At 61.9% G+C, this 17,837-nt stretch carries 20 protein-coding genes; 12 read left to right on the top strand and 8 right to left on the bottom strand.

The window, feature by feature from the left end; genetic code table 11:
- Positions 1–13 precede the first annotated feature (13 nt).
- Positions 14–967 carry an ABC transporter substrate-binding protein gene (locus So717_RS03050; RefSeq protein ID WP_159974708.1) on the top strand — a complete coding sequence of 318 codons (954 nt, stop codon included), beginning with the start codon at positions 14–16 and terminating at the stop codon, positions 965–967.
- Between the two features lie 76 nt (positions 968–1,043).
- On the opposite strand, the gene So717_RS03045 is transcribed toward So717_RS03050, so the two are convergent.
- The gene (locus tag So717_RS03045) at positions 1,044–1,619 is read right to left on the bottom strand and encodes a TlpA family protein disulfide reductase (RefSeq protein ID WP_159974707.1); all 576 of its coding nucleotides are present in this window, start codon (positions 1,617–1,619) and stop codon (positions 1,044–1,046) included.
- Between the two features lie 63 nt (positions 1,620–1,682).
- Between So717_RS03045 and argH the strand changes: the two genes are divergently transcribed.
- The 7 genes from argH to So717_RS03015 all read left to right on the top strand — a co-directional run bounded on the left by argH (position 1,683) and on the right by So717_RS03015 (position 8,617).
- Positions 1,683–3,050: an argininosuccinate lyase gene (argH, locus tag So717_RS03040; protein ID WP_159974903.1), complete on the top strand. Its 1,368-nt coding sequence runs from the start codon at positions 1,683–1,685 to the stop codon at positions 3,048–3,050.
- The gene (locus tag So717_RS22025) at positions 3,047–3,220 is read left to right on the top strand and encodes a hypothetical protein (RefSeq protein WP_174238983.1); all 174 of its coding nucleotides are present in this window, start codon (positions 3,047–3,049) and stop codon (positions 3,218–3,220) included. Before argH ends, So717_RS22025 begins: the two co-directional genes overlap by 4 nt.
- Positions 3,217–3,375: a hypothetical protein gene (locus tag So717_RS03035; protein ID WP_159974706.1), complete on the top strand. Its 159-nt coding sequence runs from the start codon at positions 3,217–3,219 to the stop codon at positions 3,373–3,375. Before So717_RS22025 ends, So717_RS03035 begins: the two co-directional genes overlap by 4 nt.
- Positions 3,376–3,696, top strand: a complete 321-nt coding sequence (locus tag So717_RS03030; protein ID WP_159974705.1) for a DUF2834 domain-containing protein — start codon at positions 3,376–3,378, stop codon at positions 3,694–3,696.
- Positions 3,697–3,839: 143 nt separating this feature from the next.
- Positions 3,840–4,586, top strand: a complete 747-nt coding sequence (locus tag So717_RS03025) for a VPLPA-CTERM sorting domain-containing protein (RefSeq protein ID WP_238840628.1) — start codon at positions 3,840–3,842, stop codon at positions 4,584–4,586.
- Positions 4,587–4,710: 124 nt separating this feature from the next.
- On the top strand, positions 4,711–5,976 hold the full coding sequence (gene lysA, locus So717_RS03020) for a diaminopimelate decarboxylase (protein ID WP_159974704.1): 1,266 nt from the start codon (positions 4,711–4,713) through the stop codon (positions 5,974–5,976).
- A 40-nt stretch (positions 5,977–6,016) separates the two neighbouring features.
- Positions 6,017–8,617 (top strand): TIGR02302 family protein, encoded by a 2,601-nt coding sequence (locus So717_RS03015; protein ID WP_159974703.1) that lies wholly within the window; start codon positions 6,017–6,019, stop codon positions 8,615–8,617.
- 96 nt (positions 8,618–8,713) lie between these two features.
- Here So717_RS03015 and So717_RS03010 read toward each other — a convergent pair whose 3' ends face one another.
- Positions 8,714–9,607, bottom strand: a complete 894-nt coding sequence (locus tag So717_RS03010; RefSeq protein WP_159974702.1) for a zinc-ribbon domain-containing protein — start codon at positions 9,605–9,607, stop codon at positions 8,714–8,716.
- A 160-nt stretch (positions 9,608–9,767) separates the two neighbouring features.
- Between So717_RS03010 and So717_RS03005 the strand changes: the two genes are divergently transcribed.
- From So717_RS03005 to So717_RS02990, 4 genes are read left to right on the top strand one after another with little or no spacing between them, the layout of a single operon-like run.
- Positions 9,768–10,445, top strand: a complete 678-nt coding sequence (locus So717_RS03005; RefSeq protein WP_159974701.1) for a cell division ATP-binding protein FtsE — start codon at positions 9,768–9,770, stop codon at positions 10,443–10,445.
- 5 nt (positions 10,446–10,450) lie between these two features.
- Positions 10,451–11,347 carry a cell division protein FtsX gene (locus So717_RS03000; RefSeq protein ID WP_438810635.1) on the top strand — a complete coding sequence of 299 codons (897 nt, stop codon included), beginning with the start codon at positions 10,451–10,453 and terminating at the stop codon, positions 11,345–11,347.
- Positions 11,347–12,072, top strand: a complete 726-nt coding sequence (locus So717_RS02995) for a lysophospholipid acyltransferase family protein (protein ID WP_159974699.1) — start codon at positions 11,347–11,349, stop codon at positions 12,070–12,072. The genes So717_RS03000 and So717_RS02995 overlap by 1 nt, the downstream gene beginning before the upstream one ends.
- A gap of 1 nt (position 12,073) precedes the next feature.
- Positions 12,074–12,679: a pyridoxamine 5'-phosphate oxidase family protein gene (locus So717_RS02990; RefSeq protein WP_159974698.1), complete on the top strand. Its 606-nt coding sequence runs from the start codon at positions 12,074–12,076 to the stop codon at positions 12,677–12,679.
- An 88-nt stretch (positions 12,680–12,767) separates the two neighbouring features.
- Here the strand turns inward: So717_RS02990 and lpdA are convergent, their stop codons facing one another.
- From lpdA to odhB, 6 genes are all read right to left on the bottom strand, one after another.
- Positions 12,768–14,156: a dihydrolipoyl dehydrogenase gene (gene lpdA, locus So717_RS02985; protein ID WP_159974697.1), complete on the bottom strand. Its 1,389-nt coding sequence runs from the start codon at positions 14,154–14,156 to the stop codon at positions 12,768–12,770.
- A 68-nt stretch (positions 14,157–14,224) separates the two neighbouring features.
- Complete coding sequence (locus tag So717_RS02980) at positions 14,225–14,650, bottom strand: MAPEG family protein (protein WP_159974696.1); 426 nt, start codon at positions 14,648–14,650, stop codon at positions 14,225–14,227.
- Positions 14,647–15,189: a uracil-DNA glycosylase family protein gene (locus tag So717_RS02975; protein WP_159974695.1), complete on the bottom strand. Its 543-nt coding sequence runs from the start codon at positions 15,187–15,189 to the stop codon at positions 14,647–14,649. Before So717_RS02975 ends, So717_RS02980 begins: the two co-directional genes overlap by 4 nt.
- 6 nt (positions 15,190–15,195) lie before the next feature.
- Positions 15,196–15,579, bottom strand: a complete 384-nt coding sequence (locus So717_RS02970; protein WP_159974694.1) for an MAPEG family protein — start codon at positions 15,577–15,579, stop codon at positions 15,196–15,198.
- Positions 15,580–15,599: 20 nt separating this feature from the next.
- Entirely contained in the window at positions 15,600–16,298 is a 699-nt protein-coding gene (locus tag So717_RS02965; RefSeq protein WP_159974693.1) for a hypothetical protein, read from the bottom strand.
- A 10-nt stretch (positions 16,299–16,308) separates the two neighbouring features.
- Positions 16,309–17,829: a 2-oxoglutarate dehydrogenase complex dihydrolipoyllysine-residue succinyltransferase gene (odhB, locus tag So717_RS02960; protein WP_159974692.1), complete on the bottom strand. Its 1,521-nt coding sequence runs from the start codon at positions 17,827–17,829 to the stop codon at positions 16,309–16,311.
- Between the last annotated feature and the right edge of the window lie 8 nt (positions 17,830–17,837).

The raw sequence follows: 17,837 nt of genomic DNA, 5'->3' as shown, positions 1-17,837 counted from the left end.
GGAGACCAAGACAATGACACTCTGGAAATCAACCGCAGCCGCACTTGCGCTGACGGTCGGGGCCGCCCCGGCCATGGCGCAGGAAAAGATCACACTGTCGGATCTGAGCTGGAACGGCGCACAGGCGATCGGCCACGTGCTCAGCGCGATCATCGAAGACGAGATGGGCGGCGATGCCGAGATCGTCTCGGGCATGAACCAGGCTGCTGTGATCATGGCGGGCATGGACAAGGGCGACGGCTCCATCGACATCTACACCGATCTGTGGATGCCGAACCAGCAGGCGCTGTGGGATGAATACATCGACGGCAACCAGACTGTTGCAACCAACAAGCCCTATAAAGGCACGTCGAACATCTATGTGCCCAGCTACATGGCCGACAAGGTCTCCTCCATCGAGGATCTGAACAACCCCGAGATCGCCGCGATGTTCGACACGGACGGCAACGGCAAGGGCGAATACTGGGCTGGCGATGTGACCTGGGCGTCGACCAAGCGCTGGCAGATCAAGTTCAAATCCTACGGGCTGGATGCTCTGTGGGAGCCGAACATCGTCTCGGCCGACACCTTCAAGGCGGGCCTTGAAGCGGCCTATACCGCTGGCAAGCCGCAGCTCTTCTACTACTGGACGCCCGAGGCGTTGCACGTGAGATACGATCTGACAGCCCTGGAGGAGCCGGATCGCTTTGACGGCTGTGAAGACGTCAACCTGGACGCCGAAGACTGGCTGGAAGTGTCGTCCTTTGAGTGCGTGATCGCGCCGAACGACATCTTTGTGGCCTACTCCAAGTCGCTGGAAGAGCGGAACCCGGCCGTGGCCAAAATGCTCTCCAACGTGCAGTTCACCGGCGATGAGATCAACGGCTGGATCGTCGAGATGTTCGACAACAAGCGCGACCCGCGTGAAGTGGCCGAAGACTGGATCGCGGACAACAAAGAAACCGTGCAGTCCTGGATCGAAGGCTGACGTTTATTGATCCGAGCAAGAAGGGCGTGCCGTGGCGCGCCCTTTTTTTCTGCAAGCAGGCCGAATGGTCAGCAGCTTAGCCGCCGGCACCAATCACAGCAGCAATGATGGCCTTGGCGCTGTCGCTCGCCCAATCCGCATCGCCGCGCAGGCGTGCGACCTCGTTGCCCTCTGGGTCGATCAGCACCGTGATTGGCAGGCCGAAGATACCCATCTGGCTCGCCAGCGCCTGTTTCGGGTCCTGATGGCGCGGCAGGTTGTCGACACCAATCTCGTCAAAGAATTTCTGAATGCCCGCGGGCGAATTCCGCCCCGTCGCGATTGTCACCACTTCAAAGCTGTCCCCGCCGAACTCGGCCTGCAGTTCTGAGAGCTGCGGCATCTCCTTGCGGCAGGGCGCGCACCATGTGGCCCAGAAGTTCAGCAGGATGTGCTTGCCGCGATAGGCCTCAAGCGTCTGCTCGCCCGCGCCATCCGCCAGTTGATAGGCAACGTTTGGGGTTGCCTTCGGGTCCTCTCGGATAATCAGTTTTTTCATGTCGCCTTCGCGCAGGAGGGCTGCCGCCTCCAGATCGGCCTGAGCGCTGACCGGGGCGGTGATTGCACCCGCCAAGAGGGCCGTATAAACGAACGCAGCAAATCTTCTTTTCATATCCCCTCCGAAGGGTTCAGACCAATGACCGACACGCCCGCTGCCTCTGCCACCGCCAACCAGATGTGGGGCGGTCGTTTTGCCGCCGGACCGGATGCCATCATGGAGGCGATCAACGCCTCCATCGGGTTCGACAAACGGATGGCCGCTCAGGATATTGCAGGCTCGCGCGCGCATGCCGCGATGCTGGGGGCAACCGGCATTCTGGAACCTAGCGATGTGCAGGCGATCCGGGAAGGGCTGCTCACAGTCTTGTCAGAAATAGAGGCTGGAACGTTTCAGTTTTCCACCGCGCTCGAAGATATCCACATGAATGTGGAGGCGCGGCTGAAGCAGATTATTGGGGAACCGGCGGGCCGCTTGCACACGGGCCGCAGCCGGAACGATCAGGTCGCCACCGACTTCAAGCTCTGGGTCCGCGATCAGCTGGACGCGGCAGAGCAGGGGCTGATCGCCCTGATTGGCGCGCTTCTGGATCAGGCGGAGGCCGGGGCTGATTGGGTCATGCCGGGCTTCACGCATCTGCAGACCGCGCAGCCAGTGACCTGGGGGCACCATATGATGGCCTATGTGGAAATGTTCGGGCGCGATCTTTGCCGTGTGCGCGACGCGCGGGCGCGGATGAATACCTCGCCTTTGGGGGCGGCGGCGCTGGCGGGCACGTCTTTCCCGATTGACCGGCACATGACGGCGGAGGCTCTGGGCTTCGATGCCCCGGCGGCCAACTCGCTCGATGCGGTCAGCGACCGCGACTTTGCGCTGGAGTTTCTGGGGGCCGCCAGTATTTGCGCCATGCACCTTAGCCGCTTTGCCGAAGAGCTGGTGATCTGGTCCTCCGCGCAGTTTCGCTTTGTCAGCCTGTCGGATCGGTTCTCGACCGGCTCGTCGATCATGCCGCAGAAGAAAAACCCCGACGCGGCCGAGCTGATCCGCGCCAAGGTGGGGCGGATCTTTGGGGCCAACACCGCGCTGATGATGGTGATGAAGGGCCTGCCGCTGACCTATTCTAAGGACATGCAGGAAGATAAAGAACAGGTCTTTGACGCCGCTGACAACCTGATGCTGGCGCTGGCGGTGATGACAGGGATGGTGGGCGATATGACAGCCAACCGCGAGAGCCTCGCGGCGGCGGCAGGCTCTGGCTTTTCGACAGCCACGGATCTGGCCGACTGGCTGGTGCGGGTGCTGGGGCTGCCCTTCCGTGACGCGCATCACATCACTGGCAGCATCGTGGCGCTGGCCGAAAGCAGGGGATGTGATTTGCCGGATCTGACGCTGGACGATATGACATCGGTGTACGAGGGCATCACCGCTGAGGTGTTTGAGGTGTTGGGGGTGGAAAACTCCGTCCGCAGCCGCACATCCTACGGTGGCACCGCGCCAGAGCAGGTGCGGGCGCAGATCGCCCGGTGGAAGGAGTTGATGGCATGAAACATATCGTTTTGCTTGCAATGCTTGGTTTTTTGGCGGCCTGCGGCGCAGATGGCGAGCCCGTGGCACCGCAGATCAACGGGGGCGTGACCATCAACAACAGCGGCATCCATCCCAGCGCATCTGTCGGCGTCGGCAAAGGACCTCTGTCGATCTGGCTGGGGTTGTGAGACTGGCCCTTGCAGCTGTCTGCCTGCTGAGCGTCACGGCCTGCGTTGATCCTTCAGCCTCCAGCCGCACTCCGTCCAAGGCTGATGCGCCAGCCAAGAAAACCGGCATCACGGTCTCCGGGCATGCGCTCTTTGGCTATGTGACGGGCGGCTAGATGGGGAAACTGCGCTATCTCTGGCTGCTCTTGGCGCTGTGGGGCACCATCCACCCGATGAGCTATTTCCTGCAATGGTTCAACGAACACGGCTATAGCCTGTCCGGCATGGTTCACGCCTGGCATGCCAATGCAGCCACAAGCGGGCTGGTCTGGGATCTGACCGTCGCAGCGGCGACGCTGACCGTTTGGGTGATTGCTGAGACCCTGCAAACGCGTCAGTGGGTCCGATTGTTCGCCATTCCTGCAACCTTCTGCATCGGCGTCAGCTGCGGCTTGCCGCTCTACCTCTACCTGCGATCCAGGCCGACACCAGACTGATTGTTGGCAAAAAAGAGACAAATTGTTCTCATTTTTCCCCCTGTCTTTACACCTAATAGTGGCATAGCAAGCCCAGACTGTCCCGAGGGGTGCGCGCAATGCGGGTCAGGTCTGGTCGCGCGAAGGTGAGTGTAAGGGGTGTGATGATGAAGAGTGTCTGCAAGGCGGCGGCTGCCGCGCTGATGAGTGTGTTGGGGGCCACCGCTGCGACCGCAGCAACGGTGACCATGGATTTCGAGGATCTGACGGCCAACCTCGGCAATGAAGGCGCGTGGACGTCCTATCAGTTTGCGAACCGGACCTTTGGCATCTCCTGGTCCGGCGGGCGCAGCGAAGGGGCCAACATCTTTGACACAGCCTGCCAGGGCGGGACAAGCGATTGCCGAGGCGACGACGACCTTCTGCCGGGCGGCGTGGCGGGCGCAAGCTCCGAAGGCGTAGGGGGCAACGTTCTGATTCGTCAGCGTACGCGGGACCGTGGCGGCGATCTGGCCAATGATCAGGCCAACAGCGGGACCATCACATTCACGCTGCTGGCGGGCAGCGCCCTGTCGTGGGTGGGCGCCTCTGCGGTCGATGACGGCCGCTTTACGTTTTCGACGCGGACCGGTGGCACCAACACCGTTCTGGGTGTGATCTCGGGCCTTGATGACAATGAAACTGAACAGCTGACCTTTGATGCGCTGTCCCCGCTGATCTCACTGAACGATTCCTTTTCAATCTTCTTTGAAGGGTCCGGTGCGGTTGATAGCTTCGTCTTCGAGACCGTTGACGAAAACACACCCGCAGCCGTTCCGGTGCCAGCGGCGCTGCCGCTGATGTTGGCGGGGCTTGGTGGGTTGGGCCTTCTGGCGAGACGCCGCAGAGCGCGCGCCAACCGAACGGTTTGACATGATGACAAGCGCACAGGGGCAGCAGCAGCTGCCCTTTTTTCTTGTACGTGCTGCTCTGTGTCCCGATTGCACTGGCCGCTTGGTCTGATATGAGACAGCGGATTTAGGCCCGGGGGTTCACGTGGATCACTTTCTCTATCGCGACGGCGCGCTTTTTGCCGAAGACATTCCAGTGGCCGATATTGCTGCAGCTGTCGGCACGCCGTTCTATGTCTATTCCACCGCGACCCTGCTGCGGCATTTCCGCTTGTTCGACGAGGCGCTTGAGGGGCTCGACCATCTTGTTTGCTACGCCATGAAAGCCTCCAGCAATCAGGCGATCCTGAAGACCTTGGCGCAGGCGGGCGCGGGTATGGATGTGGTCTCGGGCGGCGAATACCGGCGCGCACGGGCGGCGGGCGTGCCAGGTGAGAAGATCGTCTTCTCTGGTGTAGGTAAAACTGCGGCGGAAGTCCAACTGGCGTTGGAGGGCGGCATCCGGCAGTTCAACGTCGAATCCGAGCCGGAGATGCAGGTCATCAATGATACGGCGCTCGCCATGGGTGTGGTGGCCCCCATCACCATCCGTGTGAACCCGGATGTGGACGCCAAGACCCACGCCAAGATCGCCACCGGCAAGTCAGAGAACAAATTCGGTATCCCGATTTCGCGCGCGCGCGACGTCTACGCGCTGGCCGCCACCCTGCCAGGGCTGGAGGTCATCGGCATCGACGTGCACATCGGCAGCCAGTTGACCGAGCTTGAACCCTTTGAGGCGGCTTACGTGAAGGTGGCGGAGCTCACCGAACAGCTGCGCGCGGATGGGCATAGCATCCGCCGTCTCGATTTGGGTGGTGGTCTGGGCATCCCGTATGCGCGCGATAATCAGGCGCCGCCCTTGCCGATGGATTATGGCGCCATGATCAAACGCACGCTCGGCCACCTCGGCTGCGAGATTGAGATCGAACCGGGGCGGCTGATCGCCGGGAACGCCGGGCTGATGGTGTCGGAAGTGATCTATGTGAAATCCGGCGAGGACCGCGACTTCCTGATCATCGATGGGGCCATGAACGACCTGATCCGCCCCGCAATGTACGAGGCCTATCACGACATTGTTCCGGTGATCGAACCTGCGCCGGGTGTCGAGCCCGCGACCTATGACATCGTCGGTCCCGTTTGCGAAACCGGCGATACCTTTGCCCGGCAGCGGCAGATGCCACCCGTGGCGGCAGGAGACCTCGTCGCCTTCCGCTCGGCTGGCGCTTATGGCGCAGTTATGAGCAGCGAGTACAATTCGCGACCACTGATCCCTGAAGTTCTGGTGAATGAGGATCAATTTGCGGTTATTCGCCGACGTCCGACCTTTGACGAAATGATAAATAGAGATAGTTTACCCTCGTGGCTGTAGTCTCGTATCCCCGGGGCAACGCCTATGAGGAGACGGACCAATGGTCTCATTTTCCAACACGGATACGGATCATAGCCTGAGAGCTGTGCGCTGGCCGCTGCGGCTGACGTGGTTGGGCATGCTGGTCGAGGCGCTTGTTCAAAGCCTCTGGCCGTTGTTGACCGTCTGTCTCTTTGTGTTGGCCGCCCTGATGCTGGGACTGCAAGACACCATCTCTGTCGAAGCTGTTTGGGCCATTGGGGTCACGGCGGGTCTCGGGGTGCTCGGCACGCTTGGATATGCCATCTGGCGCTTTCGTATTCCCACCCGGGCGCAGGCTATTGCGCGGCTCGACGCAAGCCTTCCTGGGCGCCCCTTGCAGGCGTTGCTCGACACCCAGACCATCGGCGCGTCTGATACCGCTTCTGCGGCGGTCTGGCGTGCGCATCAGGCGCGCATGGCCACCCGCGCCGCCGAAGCGGACCTGGTTCCAGCGAATCTAAGCGTGGCCTCGCGCGACCCTTACGCGCTGCGCTATCTGGCCGTGTTGGTGTTCGGGATTGCGCTGCTCTTCGGGTCCATCTGGCGGGTCGGATCAGTGTCTGAGATGACACCGGGCGGCGGTGCACTGGCCAGCGGGCCGGTTTGGGAAGGCTGGGCGGAAAGCCCGCGCTACACCGGGCGGCCCACGATCTATCTGAATGACATCCCCGAAGGCGCCTTGCGGGTGCCTGTGGGCAGCCTGATCACGCTGCGCCTTTATGGCGAGATTGGCGCGCTGACCTTGTCCGAGACCGTCTCGGGGCGCACGGATGTTCCGCCCGCCTCTGATCCGGCGCAAGATTTCACGGTTGTACAGAACGGCTCCGTCACCATCAGAGGCCCGGGAGGGCGCAGCTGGCAGATCGATGTGATCGAAGATGCACCGCCCCAGATCGCTGTTCTTGACGATCCGACGGCATCGGCCTTTGGCGAAATGACGCTGCCCTTCGAGGCGCAGGACGACTACGGGGTTGAGGCGGGGGAGGCCAGCTTTGCCCTCGATCTGGCATCGGTGAGCCGCGCGCATGGGCTTGTGGCCGCGCCAGAGGATCGGCCCAACCTGATTGTGCCGTTACCGACGCCGATTGCCGGGAACCGCCGCGATTTTCAGGAAAACCTGATTGAGGATTTCTCGGAGCATCCTTGGGCCAACCTGCCTGTCACCGTGCGGTTGACGGCCCTGGACGGGGCCGAGCAAAGCTTTGAGACCGATGCCCATGCCATGGTGCTGCCGGGGCGGCGCTTTTTTGACCCGGTAGCGGCCGCCGTGATCGAACAGCGGCGTGATCTGCTCTGGTCGCGTGAGAACGGCGGGCGTATCAGCCAAATCCTGCGCGCGACCGCCCATTTGCCCGATGATCTGTTCCGCAAGGAGGTGGACGCCCTGCGCCTGCGCAAGGTGATCCGCCAGTTGGAGACCTTTGCCAGCTACGGGCTGACTGACGAGATGCAGCAGGACCTCGCGGATGAAATGTGGGATCTGGCGATCATTCTGGAGGAAGGCGATCTGGCGGATGCTGCTGAGCGTCTGCGCCGGGCGCAGGAGCGGTTGAACGAGGCCATCGAGAATGGCGCCTCGGACGAAGAAATCGCGGAGCTGATGCGTGAATTGCGCCGCGCGACCGAAGACTATCTGCAGCAGATGATGCGCCAGGCCGAGAGACAGCGCCAACAGGGTGACGAAAACAATTTCGAGGCGCCCAACGAAAACACCATGATGATGACGCAGGACGACCTGCAGCGGATGATGGACCGCATTCAGGAGCTGATGGAGCAAGGCCGCATGGCCGAGGCGCAGCAGGCGCTGCAGGAGCTGCAACAGCTCATGGAGAACATGCAGGCCGCGCAAGGGCAGCAGGGCCAGGGTGGTCAAAGCCCCGGCGAGCAGGCCATGGAAGGGTTGTCGGAGACGCTGCGGGACCAGCAGGGTCTCTCTGATCAGGCGTTTCGTGATTTGCAGGAGCAGTTCAACCCCAACGCCCAAGCGGGCGAAAACCAGGACAACGAAGGCCGCAATGGTGGCGCAGGTCGCGGCCAGAGCCACGAGGGCCAGTCGGGTCAGAGCCCGCAAGGCGACAATGACCAGCAGGGTGGCGGGTCCGCCGGAAATCAGGGGGCCGACCCTGAAGGCTCCATCGCAGACCGGCAGCGCGCGTTGCGTCAGGAGCTGCAGCGGCAGCAAGACAACCTGCCCGGCGCGGGCACACCGGAAGGGGATGCAGCGCGCGATGCGCTCGACCGGGCTGGTCGGTCGATGGACAACGCTGAAGAGGCGCTGCGCAACGACGACCTGGCTGGCGCGATTGATGACCAGGGCCAGGCCATGGAGGCCTTGCGCGAGGGTATGCGCGCGCTGGGTGAGATGATGGCTGAGCAACAGCAAAACCAGCAGCCAGGGCAGGGCACGCAGCCCTCCGATCAGCGGGCGGAGAACCGTGACCCGCTTGGGCGCGAATCCAACAATCCCGGTGCTGGTGGCGACAACGGCGATCTGGCGTTGAACGGCGATGCCTATGGGCGTGCCCGCGAGCTGCTGGATGAGATCCGGCGCCGCTCAGGTGAGACAGCCCGCCCGGACGAGGAACGCAACTACCTCAAACGCCTGCTGGACCGCTTCTAAGGCGTCATGCGAAAAGTCTGACGACCTGCGCTGCTTCATAGCGAAGGTGTCTATGCGTCAAGTTTCGGGTCTTTTGTCAGCTGCGTCAGACAGCTCTCACGCATCGTTAGAGGCCACCGCCGCATCCAGCCAGGTGAGGGCATCCGTGACAACGCCGTCCAGCCAGCTGCGGCCTTGGTCGACCAGACCCACATAGCTGCTGAGCCACGGATCCACTTGCGGCACCGACTGGGCGATCTGCGGCGCAAAGACATAGACCAGAGTGAGCAGCGCAACCAGCAACACCATGACGCTGAACCCGCGCCCAAAACTCCGCTTTTCCCGAGTTTCGATCTGGGCGGTCTGCCCGGGATCACCCTCCGGGGACCGGTCAGTGTTGGCGCGCAGGGTTGAGTTCAACTCGTCCACATTGGGCAGTTGGTTGTTGCCTTGGGCCACGCTCGCCGTCGTTTCGGCGATGGGCGGGGAAGGGCTCTCTCCTCTGATCCGCGTCGTGCTATCATGGGTATCGCGGGCGCGCTGGCGGGCCTCATCCACTGGGGTGGCCGCATCAGAGCCCAGATCAGGCTGGCTGTCCACATCGCTGACTGTGACCTTGGCGCGGGCCTTCTTCTCCAGCTCAGCCTCTTCGCGCAGCACGTCAGCCACTGCCGGATCCAACTCGCGCCGTTTCGGCGTGGCAACCGGCGCTGCCCCGCCGTCGTCAGAGTCCTCATCCACGGGTTCATCCGGCTCGGCTTCCGCCGCAGGCGATTGCTCGGGTTTTGCAGCGACCTTCTGAGGGGCCGGTGCGGGCGGCTCTGGCGCGGCGGCCTTCGCCGCCTTCAGCTCAGCCTCGCGGTTTTCTTTTTCCGGTGCCGCTGGCGCATCGGGGTGTGCGTGAAACCAGATCTGGGCGCAGTTGGAACACTGGACGTCCCGCCCCTCCAATGGGATGGCCTCGTCGGGCACTTCGTATTGCGCTTCGCAGTTTGGGCAGATCAAGCGCATTTCAGGTCCTGCTTCATAGACATCCCGGGGTTGTCTTATTTTTCCGCACCATATTGGCATAGGGTTCGTGCGAAAAGCCTTAACTGCGCAGCGGCTGCCAAGTGATGCATTGAAACCAGACCAGCATTGATGCACAACAACGCTCAATGAGGGAGGCGGTGTGATCGAGCTGAAAAATGTCGCCTATAGCTATGGGGGCGGCGCCTTGCTGTCAGACATTTCCCTCACGCTTGCGGCCGGATCCTTTTACTTTCTGACCGGGCCGTCCGGTGCCGGAAAGACCACGTTGCTAAAGCTGTGCTATGGCGCGTTGCAGCCAACTGCCGGTGACGTCTTGCTGTTTGGCGAAGATGTGGCGGGCCTCGCCCGGGACGGGATTGCCGCCTTGCGCCGGCGTGTCGGCGTTGTGCATCAGGACTGTCAGTTCCTCGATCATCTGTCCGTTGCGGAGAACATCGCCCTGCCTCTTGATGTCTCGGGTCGCGCAAGCGCTGCGGCGGACGGCGACCTTAATGAGCTGATGGCCTGGGTTGGGCTTACCCAGCGGGCAGAGGCACTGCCGCCAGAGCTGTCGGGGGGCGAACGGCAGCGTGCGGCACTGGCGCGCGCGGTTATCATGTCGCCAGATGTGGTGCTGGCCGATGAACCAACAGGCAATGTGGATTGGGAGATGTCGCAGCGGCTTTTGCGGCTTTTGGTGGAACTCAATCGCATGGGCAAGACAGTGCTGATTGCCACCCATGACCTGAGCCTGATCCGGGCGGCCAAAACGCAGGTGCAGGCGCGTGTGCTGCGGATCTCGAACCGGCAGGTCCAGTTGGCCGGGGCGGATTTGTGACCGTGGTGCGGCTTGATCTGCGACACCTGATCTCGGGGGATCGGCAGGCCAATCGGGTTGTGCCGCCCTCCGGTGTGACCGCGCATCTGACCATCTTTGCGGCGGCGGCGATGGCGTTTCTGGCGGTCTTTGCGATGGCCATGTCGCTGGCTGCAGGCCGCCTCGCAGCGCGTTGGGGGGATGAGCTGGCGCAATCCTCCACCATTCGCGTCGTTGCTCCGGCGGATCAGATTGCTGCGCAGACGCAGGCCGCGCTTGGCATTCTGGAAACCACGGCTGGTGTGGCCTTTGCTCGTGCGCTAGATGAGGCGGAGCAGCGCGCCCTGCTTGCGCCTTGGTTCGGTGCGGAGCTTGATCTGCAGGCGCTTCCGGTGCCGCAGTTAATCGAGATGATCGAAGAGGACGAGGGGTTCGACGCGGCGGGTCTGCGCCTGCGCCTTGCGGCAGAAGTGCCCGGCGCGTTTCTTGATGACCACAGCCGCTGGCGCGCACCGCTCGTCGAAGCTGCGGGGCGTCTGCGGCTGCTGGGCTGGATCTCCGCGTTGCTGCTCGGGGCGAGCGTCGCCGCAATAGTCACGCTTGCAGCGCGCGCGGCGCTTGCCGCCAATGCGCAGGTGATCTCTGTTCTGCGCTTGGTCGGCGCAACCGACCGCTATATCGCGCAGGCCTTCATTCGCCGCTTTTCGCTGCGGGCCTTTGGCGGGGCGACCATCGGGGTTCTCTGCGCGATGATCGCTGTGGCGATTTTGCCGGGTGCCTCAGAGGCGGCAGGTTTGCTCACGGGGCTGAGCTTCCAGGGCTGGCACTGGGTCCTGCCACTGTTCATTCCGCCGCTGTGCGCTTTGGTTGCCTTTTTGGCGACTGGTGTCGCGGCGCGGCGCACGCTCGGAAAGTTGACCTGATGCTTCAATACCTCCGCTCTGTTATCTTCATCGTTCAGATGTATGTGGCCCTTCCGCTGTTCGGGTTGGTCTTTGCGCCTTGGGCTTTGTTCAGTCGGCGTGGCGCCTTTGCGGCCTGCAAGTCCTATTCGCGTTATGTCTTCTGGACAGCGGGTTGGATGGTCGATCTGCGCTGCGAGGTGCGGGGCACGGTGCCCGAAGGCGAAGTGTTGATCGCGGCCAAGCATCAGTCCTTTCTGGATATTATGATGATCTTCACCGCGCTGCCCGCCGCGAAATTCATCATGAAGAAAGAGCTGATGATGGCTCCGGTTCTGGGGCAATACGCGCGCAAACTGGGTTGCGTTCCTGTGGATCGGGGCAAGCGGGGTGCCGCCATCGAAAAGATGGTGAGTGATGTGAATGCGGGCCGTGCCGAGCCGGGTCAGTTGATCATCTACTCACAAGGCACCCGCGTCGCCCCGGGGGTGAAACTGCCCTACAAGGTTGGGACGGCTGTGCTTTATGAACAATTGGGCCAGCCTTGTGTGCCAGTGGCGACTAATGTGGGCGTGCTCTGGCCAAAGCGGGGCTTGTTGCGCAAACCGGGGTGCGCAGTTGTCGAGTTTTTGCCCGCCATCGCGCCGGGGTTGACACGTAGCGAATTCATGCAGACCTTGGAAGATGCGGTTGAGACGCGATCCGATGCGTTGATGGCGGAGGCTGGGTTTACGTATGGCGGATAAGATGGCCGCGATTGAGAGCATCGAGGCACTGGAGGCGCTCTATGGTCGCCCTGGTGCCGCGTCCTTGCGGAAGGTGGCACGACAGCTCACGCCCCTCTATCGCAAGTGGATCATGGCGTCGCGTTTTTGTATCCTGAGCACGGTGGGGCCTGAGGGCACGGACGCCAGCCCACGCGGAGAGGATGGGCCCGTTGTTCTGGAGTTAGACCCCAGAACGTTGGCCCTGCCGGATTGGCGCGGCAACAACCGGTTGGACTCGCTGCGCAATATCGTGACTGATGGCCGGGTATCTCTGATGTTCATGGTGCCGGGCAACAACAACGTTGTGCGGTTGAACGGTCGGGCTTCGCTCACAGCAGATCCAGACATGCGCCAGCGCTTTGCCAAGGGGGCGCGTCAGCCCGCGACGGTCATCCTCATTGAAATTGCCGAAATCTACACACAATGCGCCCGCGCCATGATGCGCGCCGACCTCTGGGCTGGGGTGGATGCCCGAACCGAGGTGCCAACAGTTGGCGAAATCCTGGCAGAGGTCTCCGACGGAGACGAAGGTGGCGCAACTTATGACGCGGCCTGGGGCGCACGGGCTGCCAAGACCATGTGGTAGTGTAAGGGTGGCCTGAAAGCCCACCCTACCTGCCAGCACAGAGGTCAGTCCCAGCAGGTACGGTGGGCCTTTGGGCCACCGCCTTCTGTTACATGTGGATCGGTCCGTCGCCGCACGCGAGCGCCGCCTCGCGCACCGCCTCGGAATAGGTCGGATGCGCATGGCAAGTCATGGCCAGATCTTCTGCTGATGCGCCGAACTCCATGGCAACGCAGATTTCGTGGATCAGATCACCCGCTGCTGGCCCGATGATATGCGCGCCCAGAATACGATCCGTCTCCTTGTCTGCGAGGATCTTCACAAAACCGTCTGCTGCGAAATTGGCCTTGGCGCGCCCATTGCCCATGAAGCTGAACTTGCCAACCTTGTAGGTTCGGCCCTGATCTTTCAGCATCTCTTCGGTCGCGCCAACATTGGCCACTTCCGGATGGGTGTAGATCACACCCGGGATCACTCCATAGTTCACATGGCCATGTTTTCCAGCCACCTGTTCCGCGGCAGCCATGCCCTCATCTTCGGCCTTATGGGCCAACATGGGCCCCTCGATCACGTCGCCGATGGCGTAGATGCCGGGAACATTGGTCTCCCACTTGCCGTTGACTGCGATCTGCCCTCGGTCGGTCATCTTCACGCCAAGCGTATCGAGCCCCAGCCCCTCCGTATAGGGTTTGCGGCCCGTGGCCACCAACACCACATCCGCGTCGAGCACGTGGTCGCTGTCGTCCTTACGCAGCTTGTAGTGCACTTTCGCCTTGGTCTTGGTCGCTTCGGTTTTCTGGACCGCCGCGCCCATGATGAAGGTGAGCCCCTGCTTTTTCAGCGTCTTTTGAAAGCCCTTCTGAACCTCGGCGTCCATCCCCGGGGTGATCACATCAAGAAACTCGACAACCGTCACCTCAGCCCCGAGCCGTGCATAGACCGACCCCAACTCAAGCCCGATTACACCCGCACCGATCACCACCAGCTTCTTCGGCACCTTGCCCAGCTCCAGCGCGCCGGTGGAGGTCACGACGACCTTCTCATCCACCTCGACACCCGGCAGCGATGCAGGTTCCGACCCCGAGGCGATGATGATGTTCTTGGCCTCATGCACCTCATCACCAACCTTGACCTTGCCCGCCTCGGGGATCGACCCCCAGCCTTTCAGCCAGTCGACCTTGTTCTTCTTGAACAGGAACTCGATGCCGCTGGTGTTCTGGCCAATGGTATTCTCCTTATAGGCCAGCATCTGCTTCCAATCGACAGAAGGACTTTTGCCCTTCAGCCCCATCTCGGCAAAGTTGTGTTCCGCCTCATGCAGCATATGGCTCGCATGCAGCAGCGCCTTCGACGGGATACAGCCCACATTCAGGCAGGTCCCGCCAAGGGTGTCTCGCCCTTCAACACAGGCCACCTTCAGCCCAAGCTGTGCGCAGCGGATCGCGCAGACATAGCCTCCGGGGCCGGAGCCGATGATGATCACGTCGTAGTTTGCCATGGGAAGGTCCTTCGGTTTCGAGCGTCGGTGTTATGTCGTGCGCTCGTCGGTATCGGAAAGATATTGCGTCATAGTTGCCCGGCCTGAACCAAAGCTGCAAGCACCATCAGGAGTGTTGCGGCAAAGCCCACAAACCAGATGAGCGAGCGCCAGGGCACCCATCCGAAGGCATAAGCCGGGATATAGAGAACGCGCGCACCGAGGTAGACCCAGGCGCAGGCCTGTGTGAGGGCCGAGGATTGGCCCCCAAGCGTCACCACCACAACAGCGATGGTGAAGAGGATGAGCGCTTCGAAATGATTGTTCAGCGCACGGTAGAGACGCGCCGTGCGCGGCGAAAGTTTGTCAACGAGATCGCCGCCAAGTTTGTCCCTGTCACGGGGGCTGAGTGTGTCACCCGGCGCAAGCTCGATATTGGCAGGGACGGCCATCAGCATGAATTGCACTCCCTGCAGCAGTGCCGCGAGCGCGAGAACAGTGAGCTCAACCGTCATCCGCCCAAGGCCTCTGCTATCTGAGCGGCTTTGGTGCGGATTGGGAGGCCGCGAGCGCTGGGATGGGCAACGGCGCGGTGCGGGATGCCAAACCGGGCGCAGGCCGCTGTCGCGACACGTCCCAGGGCCACCACCGGGCGGCCCGCAATCTCATGCCGGGTGATGGCGTCAAAGCTTGCCTCCACATCCGCCACGGAAACCGTGGCCGACCGCTGTGCGGGCAGCAGGTGAAACGCGTGGGTCAGATATATGGCGTTTCGGGTCATCTTGGCGAGGCTCAGCGCCAGGTCCAGCACACGGTTGAACAGCATCTGCGGCAGGTACCCCATCCGCGCCAGCGTGTCGCGATGTGTGTCGGCCGTGGGCGCATCAAGCCAGTTGTAGCTGATCAGGACCGGCCCCGAGGGGTTGCCACAGCTGAGCTGATAGGGGCTGACGTAGTCGCCATCGAGCCCCACATCCGCATAGCTGCGATAGCCCGGCCGCATGAAGGCGCGGCGGGCTGCGATGCACTGGCTGCGGTGTGTCGCGGTCAGCATCAGCGGTCAGAGCGCCAGTAGGTAGAGTGCGACCGTCGCCACAATGCCCACAGTCCAGGCGAGGCTGCGCAGGCCCACGATGCCAAAGGCATAGGAGGGCAGATAGATCAGCCGGGCAATCAGAAAGGCTTGTGCTGCAAGCAGCGTTTCATTGCTGCGGCTTTCGGTGACCACGATCAGCAGGACGGCGGGCGCAAAGAGCACCATCGCCGTGACCGAGTTGTTCAGCGCCCGCTCCAACCGCCCGGCGATGCCCGAAACGGTGCGCCCCTCATCGCGGGAGCCCAGCAGGTAACCCATGCCAAGCTGCGTCAGCCCCCCGGTGGCCTGCAGGATCAGCGTCAGGATCACGAGCAGGCCGTAGAGGGCGAGGATGGTGATTTCGGTCATGAATCTACTCTCCTAAGGCTTCATTCTTCGATCGGAGGGGCAGGCAAAGCCAATGGTTTCGCTTCAGTTTCGAGCAGCTTTTGATCTTCGTCCTCCAAACCGTCGTAGCCGATCAAAGCTGTAATCTTGCCGAGCGTCTCAAGTGCGTCCGGACCGTCTGCAAGAACCGCAACGCCTGACGTAATCACGGCACCAATTATTGCGATTGCTGGCAGCAATCTGCCCAGAGTTATGTGTTGTTTACGCAGTTCCTGTTCGAACTCGCTGATTTTCTGACCTAGCCTAGCGCTGTGTCGTTCAGACAGATTAAGAGCAGCAACTCTTTCCCGGAGCTCGGCAATAAGTGGGTTGATCGAAGCGATGACTTCTTTGGAAAGGGTGCGATCATTTGGATCACCTTTGGCCTTAGCTCGAAGCTTTGATCTTAGTTCCTGTTGCCGAGTTTTCTTGGAGAATCTGACTAGATCGGCAAGCATCTCCTCGGCTTCACTTGCCAAAACCGCCGGGATACCTACACCTAAGTCGTTTGCGAGAGTGACCATAAACTCCGCAAACTCACTTTTAAGGAGGTTGTCATCTTCTACCTTGGTCTGCGCACTGATACGGCTCCCCACAGCGGTCATTCCGATGTTTAGCGTGTCACGCCAAATTTCCAGTGGCGGCCCTTCAACGGTTTCTAGCTTGTCGGAAAGCTCCTCAATCCAATCGTACTCGGTCAACTTGATCGCCTCACAAATCCATCAACAGCCGCCGCGGATCTTCCAGCGCCTCTTTCACGCGCACGAGGAAGGTCACGGCCCCCTTGCCGTCAACGATCCGGTGGTCGTAGCTCAGCGCCAGATACATCATCGGGCGGATGACGATCTCACCGTTCACCACCATCGGCCGCTCCTGGATTTTGTGCATCCCCAGAATACCCGACTGCGGTGGGTTCAGGATTGGCGAGGACATCAGCGAGCCATAGACCCCACCATTGGAGATCGTGAAGGTCCCGCCCTGCATCTCGGCCATCGACAGCTTGCCATCCCGCGCCCGCGCACCCTTCTCGGCAATTGCCTGCTCGATCGCATGGAAGCTCATCGTATCCGCATCGCGGATCACGGGCACCACGAGGCCCGTGGGCGTGCCCGCCGCAATGCCCATATGCACGAAGTTCTTGTAGACAATATCCGTCCCATCGATCTCGGCGTTGACCTCCGGCACTTCTTTCAGCGCGTGGCAGCAGGCCTTGGTGAAGAAAGACATGAAGCCCAGCTTCACCCCGTGCTTCTTCAGGAACAGGTCCTTGTACGCGTTGCGCAGCGCCATGACCTCTGTCATGTCCACCTCGTTGTAGGTGGTCAGCATCGCTGCGGTGTTCTGGCTGTCCTTCAGGCGCTTGGCGATGGTCTGGCGCAGACGCGTCATCTTCACGCGTTCCTCGCGGGCGGCGTCATCGGCTGCCACCGGCGCGCGCGGGGCGGAAGCGGCGGGCGCCTGGGCCGGAGCCGCGCTGGCCGCCGCAATCGCAGCGCTCACGTCCTCTTTCATGACCCGTCCGTCGCGCCCCGACCCGGTGACCTGATCGCGGTTGATCCCGGCCTCCGCCATGGCCTTCTTGGCCGAGGGCGCATCTTCCACATCCTTGCCTGCGGGCGGTGTGCTGTATTGCGTGTCGCCGGCAGGCGCTGCAGGTTCCACAGCTGCCGCAGCCACGACCTCGCCTTGGGTCATCACCGCCAGCTTGGCACTGGCGTCGACCGTTGTGCCTTCTGACGCAAGGATCTCGGTCAGCGTTCCGGAGGCTGGCGCAGGGACCTCGACAGAAACCTTGTCGGTTTCCAACTCGCAGAGCATCTCATCTGCGGCCACATTGTCCCCAACGGCCTTGAACCAGGTGCTGACGGTCGCCTCGGTGACGCTTTCGCCCAAGGTCGGGACCATCACGTCGACGGTGCCGCCCGTGGCTGCGGGTGCGTCAGCACTCGCAGCCGGCGCAGCGGCGGGAGCTTTGCTCCCGGCACCTGCGCCATCGCCCTCCAGGATCGTCGCCAACAGGGCGTCTACCCCAACAGTCTCCCCTTCGGCAGCAACGATGTCGCCCAGCGTCCCCGCCGTGGGCGAGGGCACCTCAACGGTGACCTTGTCGGTTTCCAACTCACAGAGCATCTCGTCAACGGCAACCGCGTCGCCGGGGCCCTTGAACCATGTGGCGACAGTTGCCTCTGTAACGGATTCGCCCAGCGTGGGGACACGAACTTCGGTGGTCATTTCTCTTC

It is taken from the genome of Roseobacter cerasinus (assembly GCF_009811755.1).
GTDB lineage: Bacteria > Pseudomonadota > Alphaproteobacteria > Rhodobacterales > Rhodobacteraceae > Roseobacter > Roseobacter cerasinus.
This window is presented reverse-complemented; position numbering and strand designations above follow the sequence as displayed.

Coding starts and splice junctions, on each gene's coding strand:
- So717_RS03050 (WP_159974708.1), top strand. CDS start 14: ATGACACTCTGGAAATCAACCGCAGCCGCACTTGCGCTGACGGTCGGG.
- So717_RS03045 (WP_159974707.1), bottom strand. CDS start 1,619: ATGAAAAGAAGATTTGCTGCGTTCGTTTATACGGCCCTCTTGGCGGGT.
- argH (WP_159974903.1), top strand. CDS start 1,683: ATGTGGGGCGGTCGTTTTGCCGCCGGACCGGATGCCATCATGGAGGCG.
- So717_RS22025 (WP_174238983.1), top strand. CDS start 3,047: ATGAAACATATCGTTTTGCTTGCAATGCTTGGTTTTTTGGCGGCCTGC.
- So717_RS03030 (WP_159974705.1), top strand. CDS start 3,376: ATGGGGAAACTGCGCTATCTCTGGCTGCTCTTGGCGCTGTGGGGCACC.
- So717_RS03025 (WP_238840628.1), top strand. CDS start 3,840: ATGATGAAGAGTGTCTGCAAGGCGGCGGCTGCCGCGCTGATGAGTGTG.
- So717_RS03015 (WP_159974703.1), top strand. CDS start 6,017: ATGGTCTCATTTTCCAACACGGATACGGATCATAGCCTGAGAGCTGTG.
- So717_RS03010 (WP_159974702.1), bottom strand. CDS start 9,607: ATGCGCTTGATCTGCCCAAACTGCGAAGCGCAATACGAAGTGCCCGAC.
- So717_RS02995 (WP_159974699.1), top strand. CDS start 11,347: ATGCTTCAATACCTCCGCTCTGTTATCTTCATCGTTCAGATGTATGTG.
- So717_RS02990 (WP_159974698.1), top strand. CDS start 12,074: ATGGCCGCGATTGAGAGCATCGAGGCACTGGAGGCGCTCTATGGTCGC.
- lpdA (WP_159974697.1), bottom strand. CDS start 14,156: ATGGCAAACTACGACGTGATCATCATCGGCTCCGGCCCCGGAGGCTAT.
- So717_RS02980 (WP_159974696.1), bottom strand. CDS start 14,650: ATGACGGTTGAGCTCACTGTTCTCGCGCTCGCGGCACTGCTGCAGGGA.
- So717_RS02975 (WP_159974695.1), bottom strand. CDS start 15,189: ATGCTGACCGCGACACACCGCAGCCAGTGCATCGCAGCCCGCCGCGCC.
- So717_RS02970 (WP_159974694.1), bottom strand. CDS start 15,579: ATGACCGAAATCACCATCCTCGCCCTCTACGGCCTGCTCGTGATCCTG.
- odhB (WP_159974692.1), bottom strand. CDS start 17,829: ATGACCACCGAAGTTCGTGTCCCCACGCTGGGCGAATCCGTTACAGAG.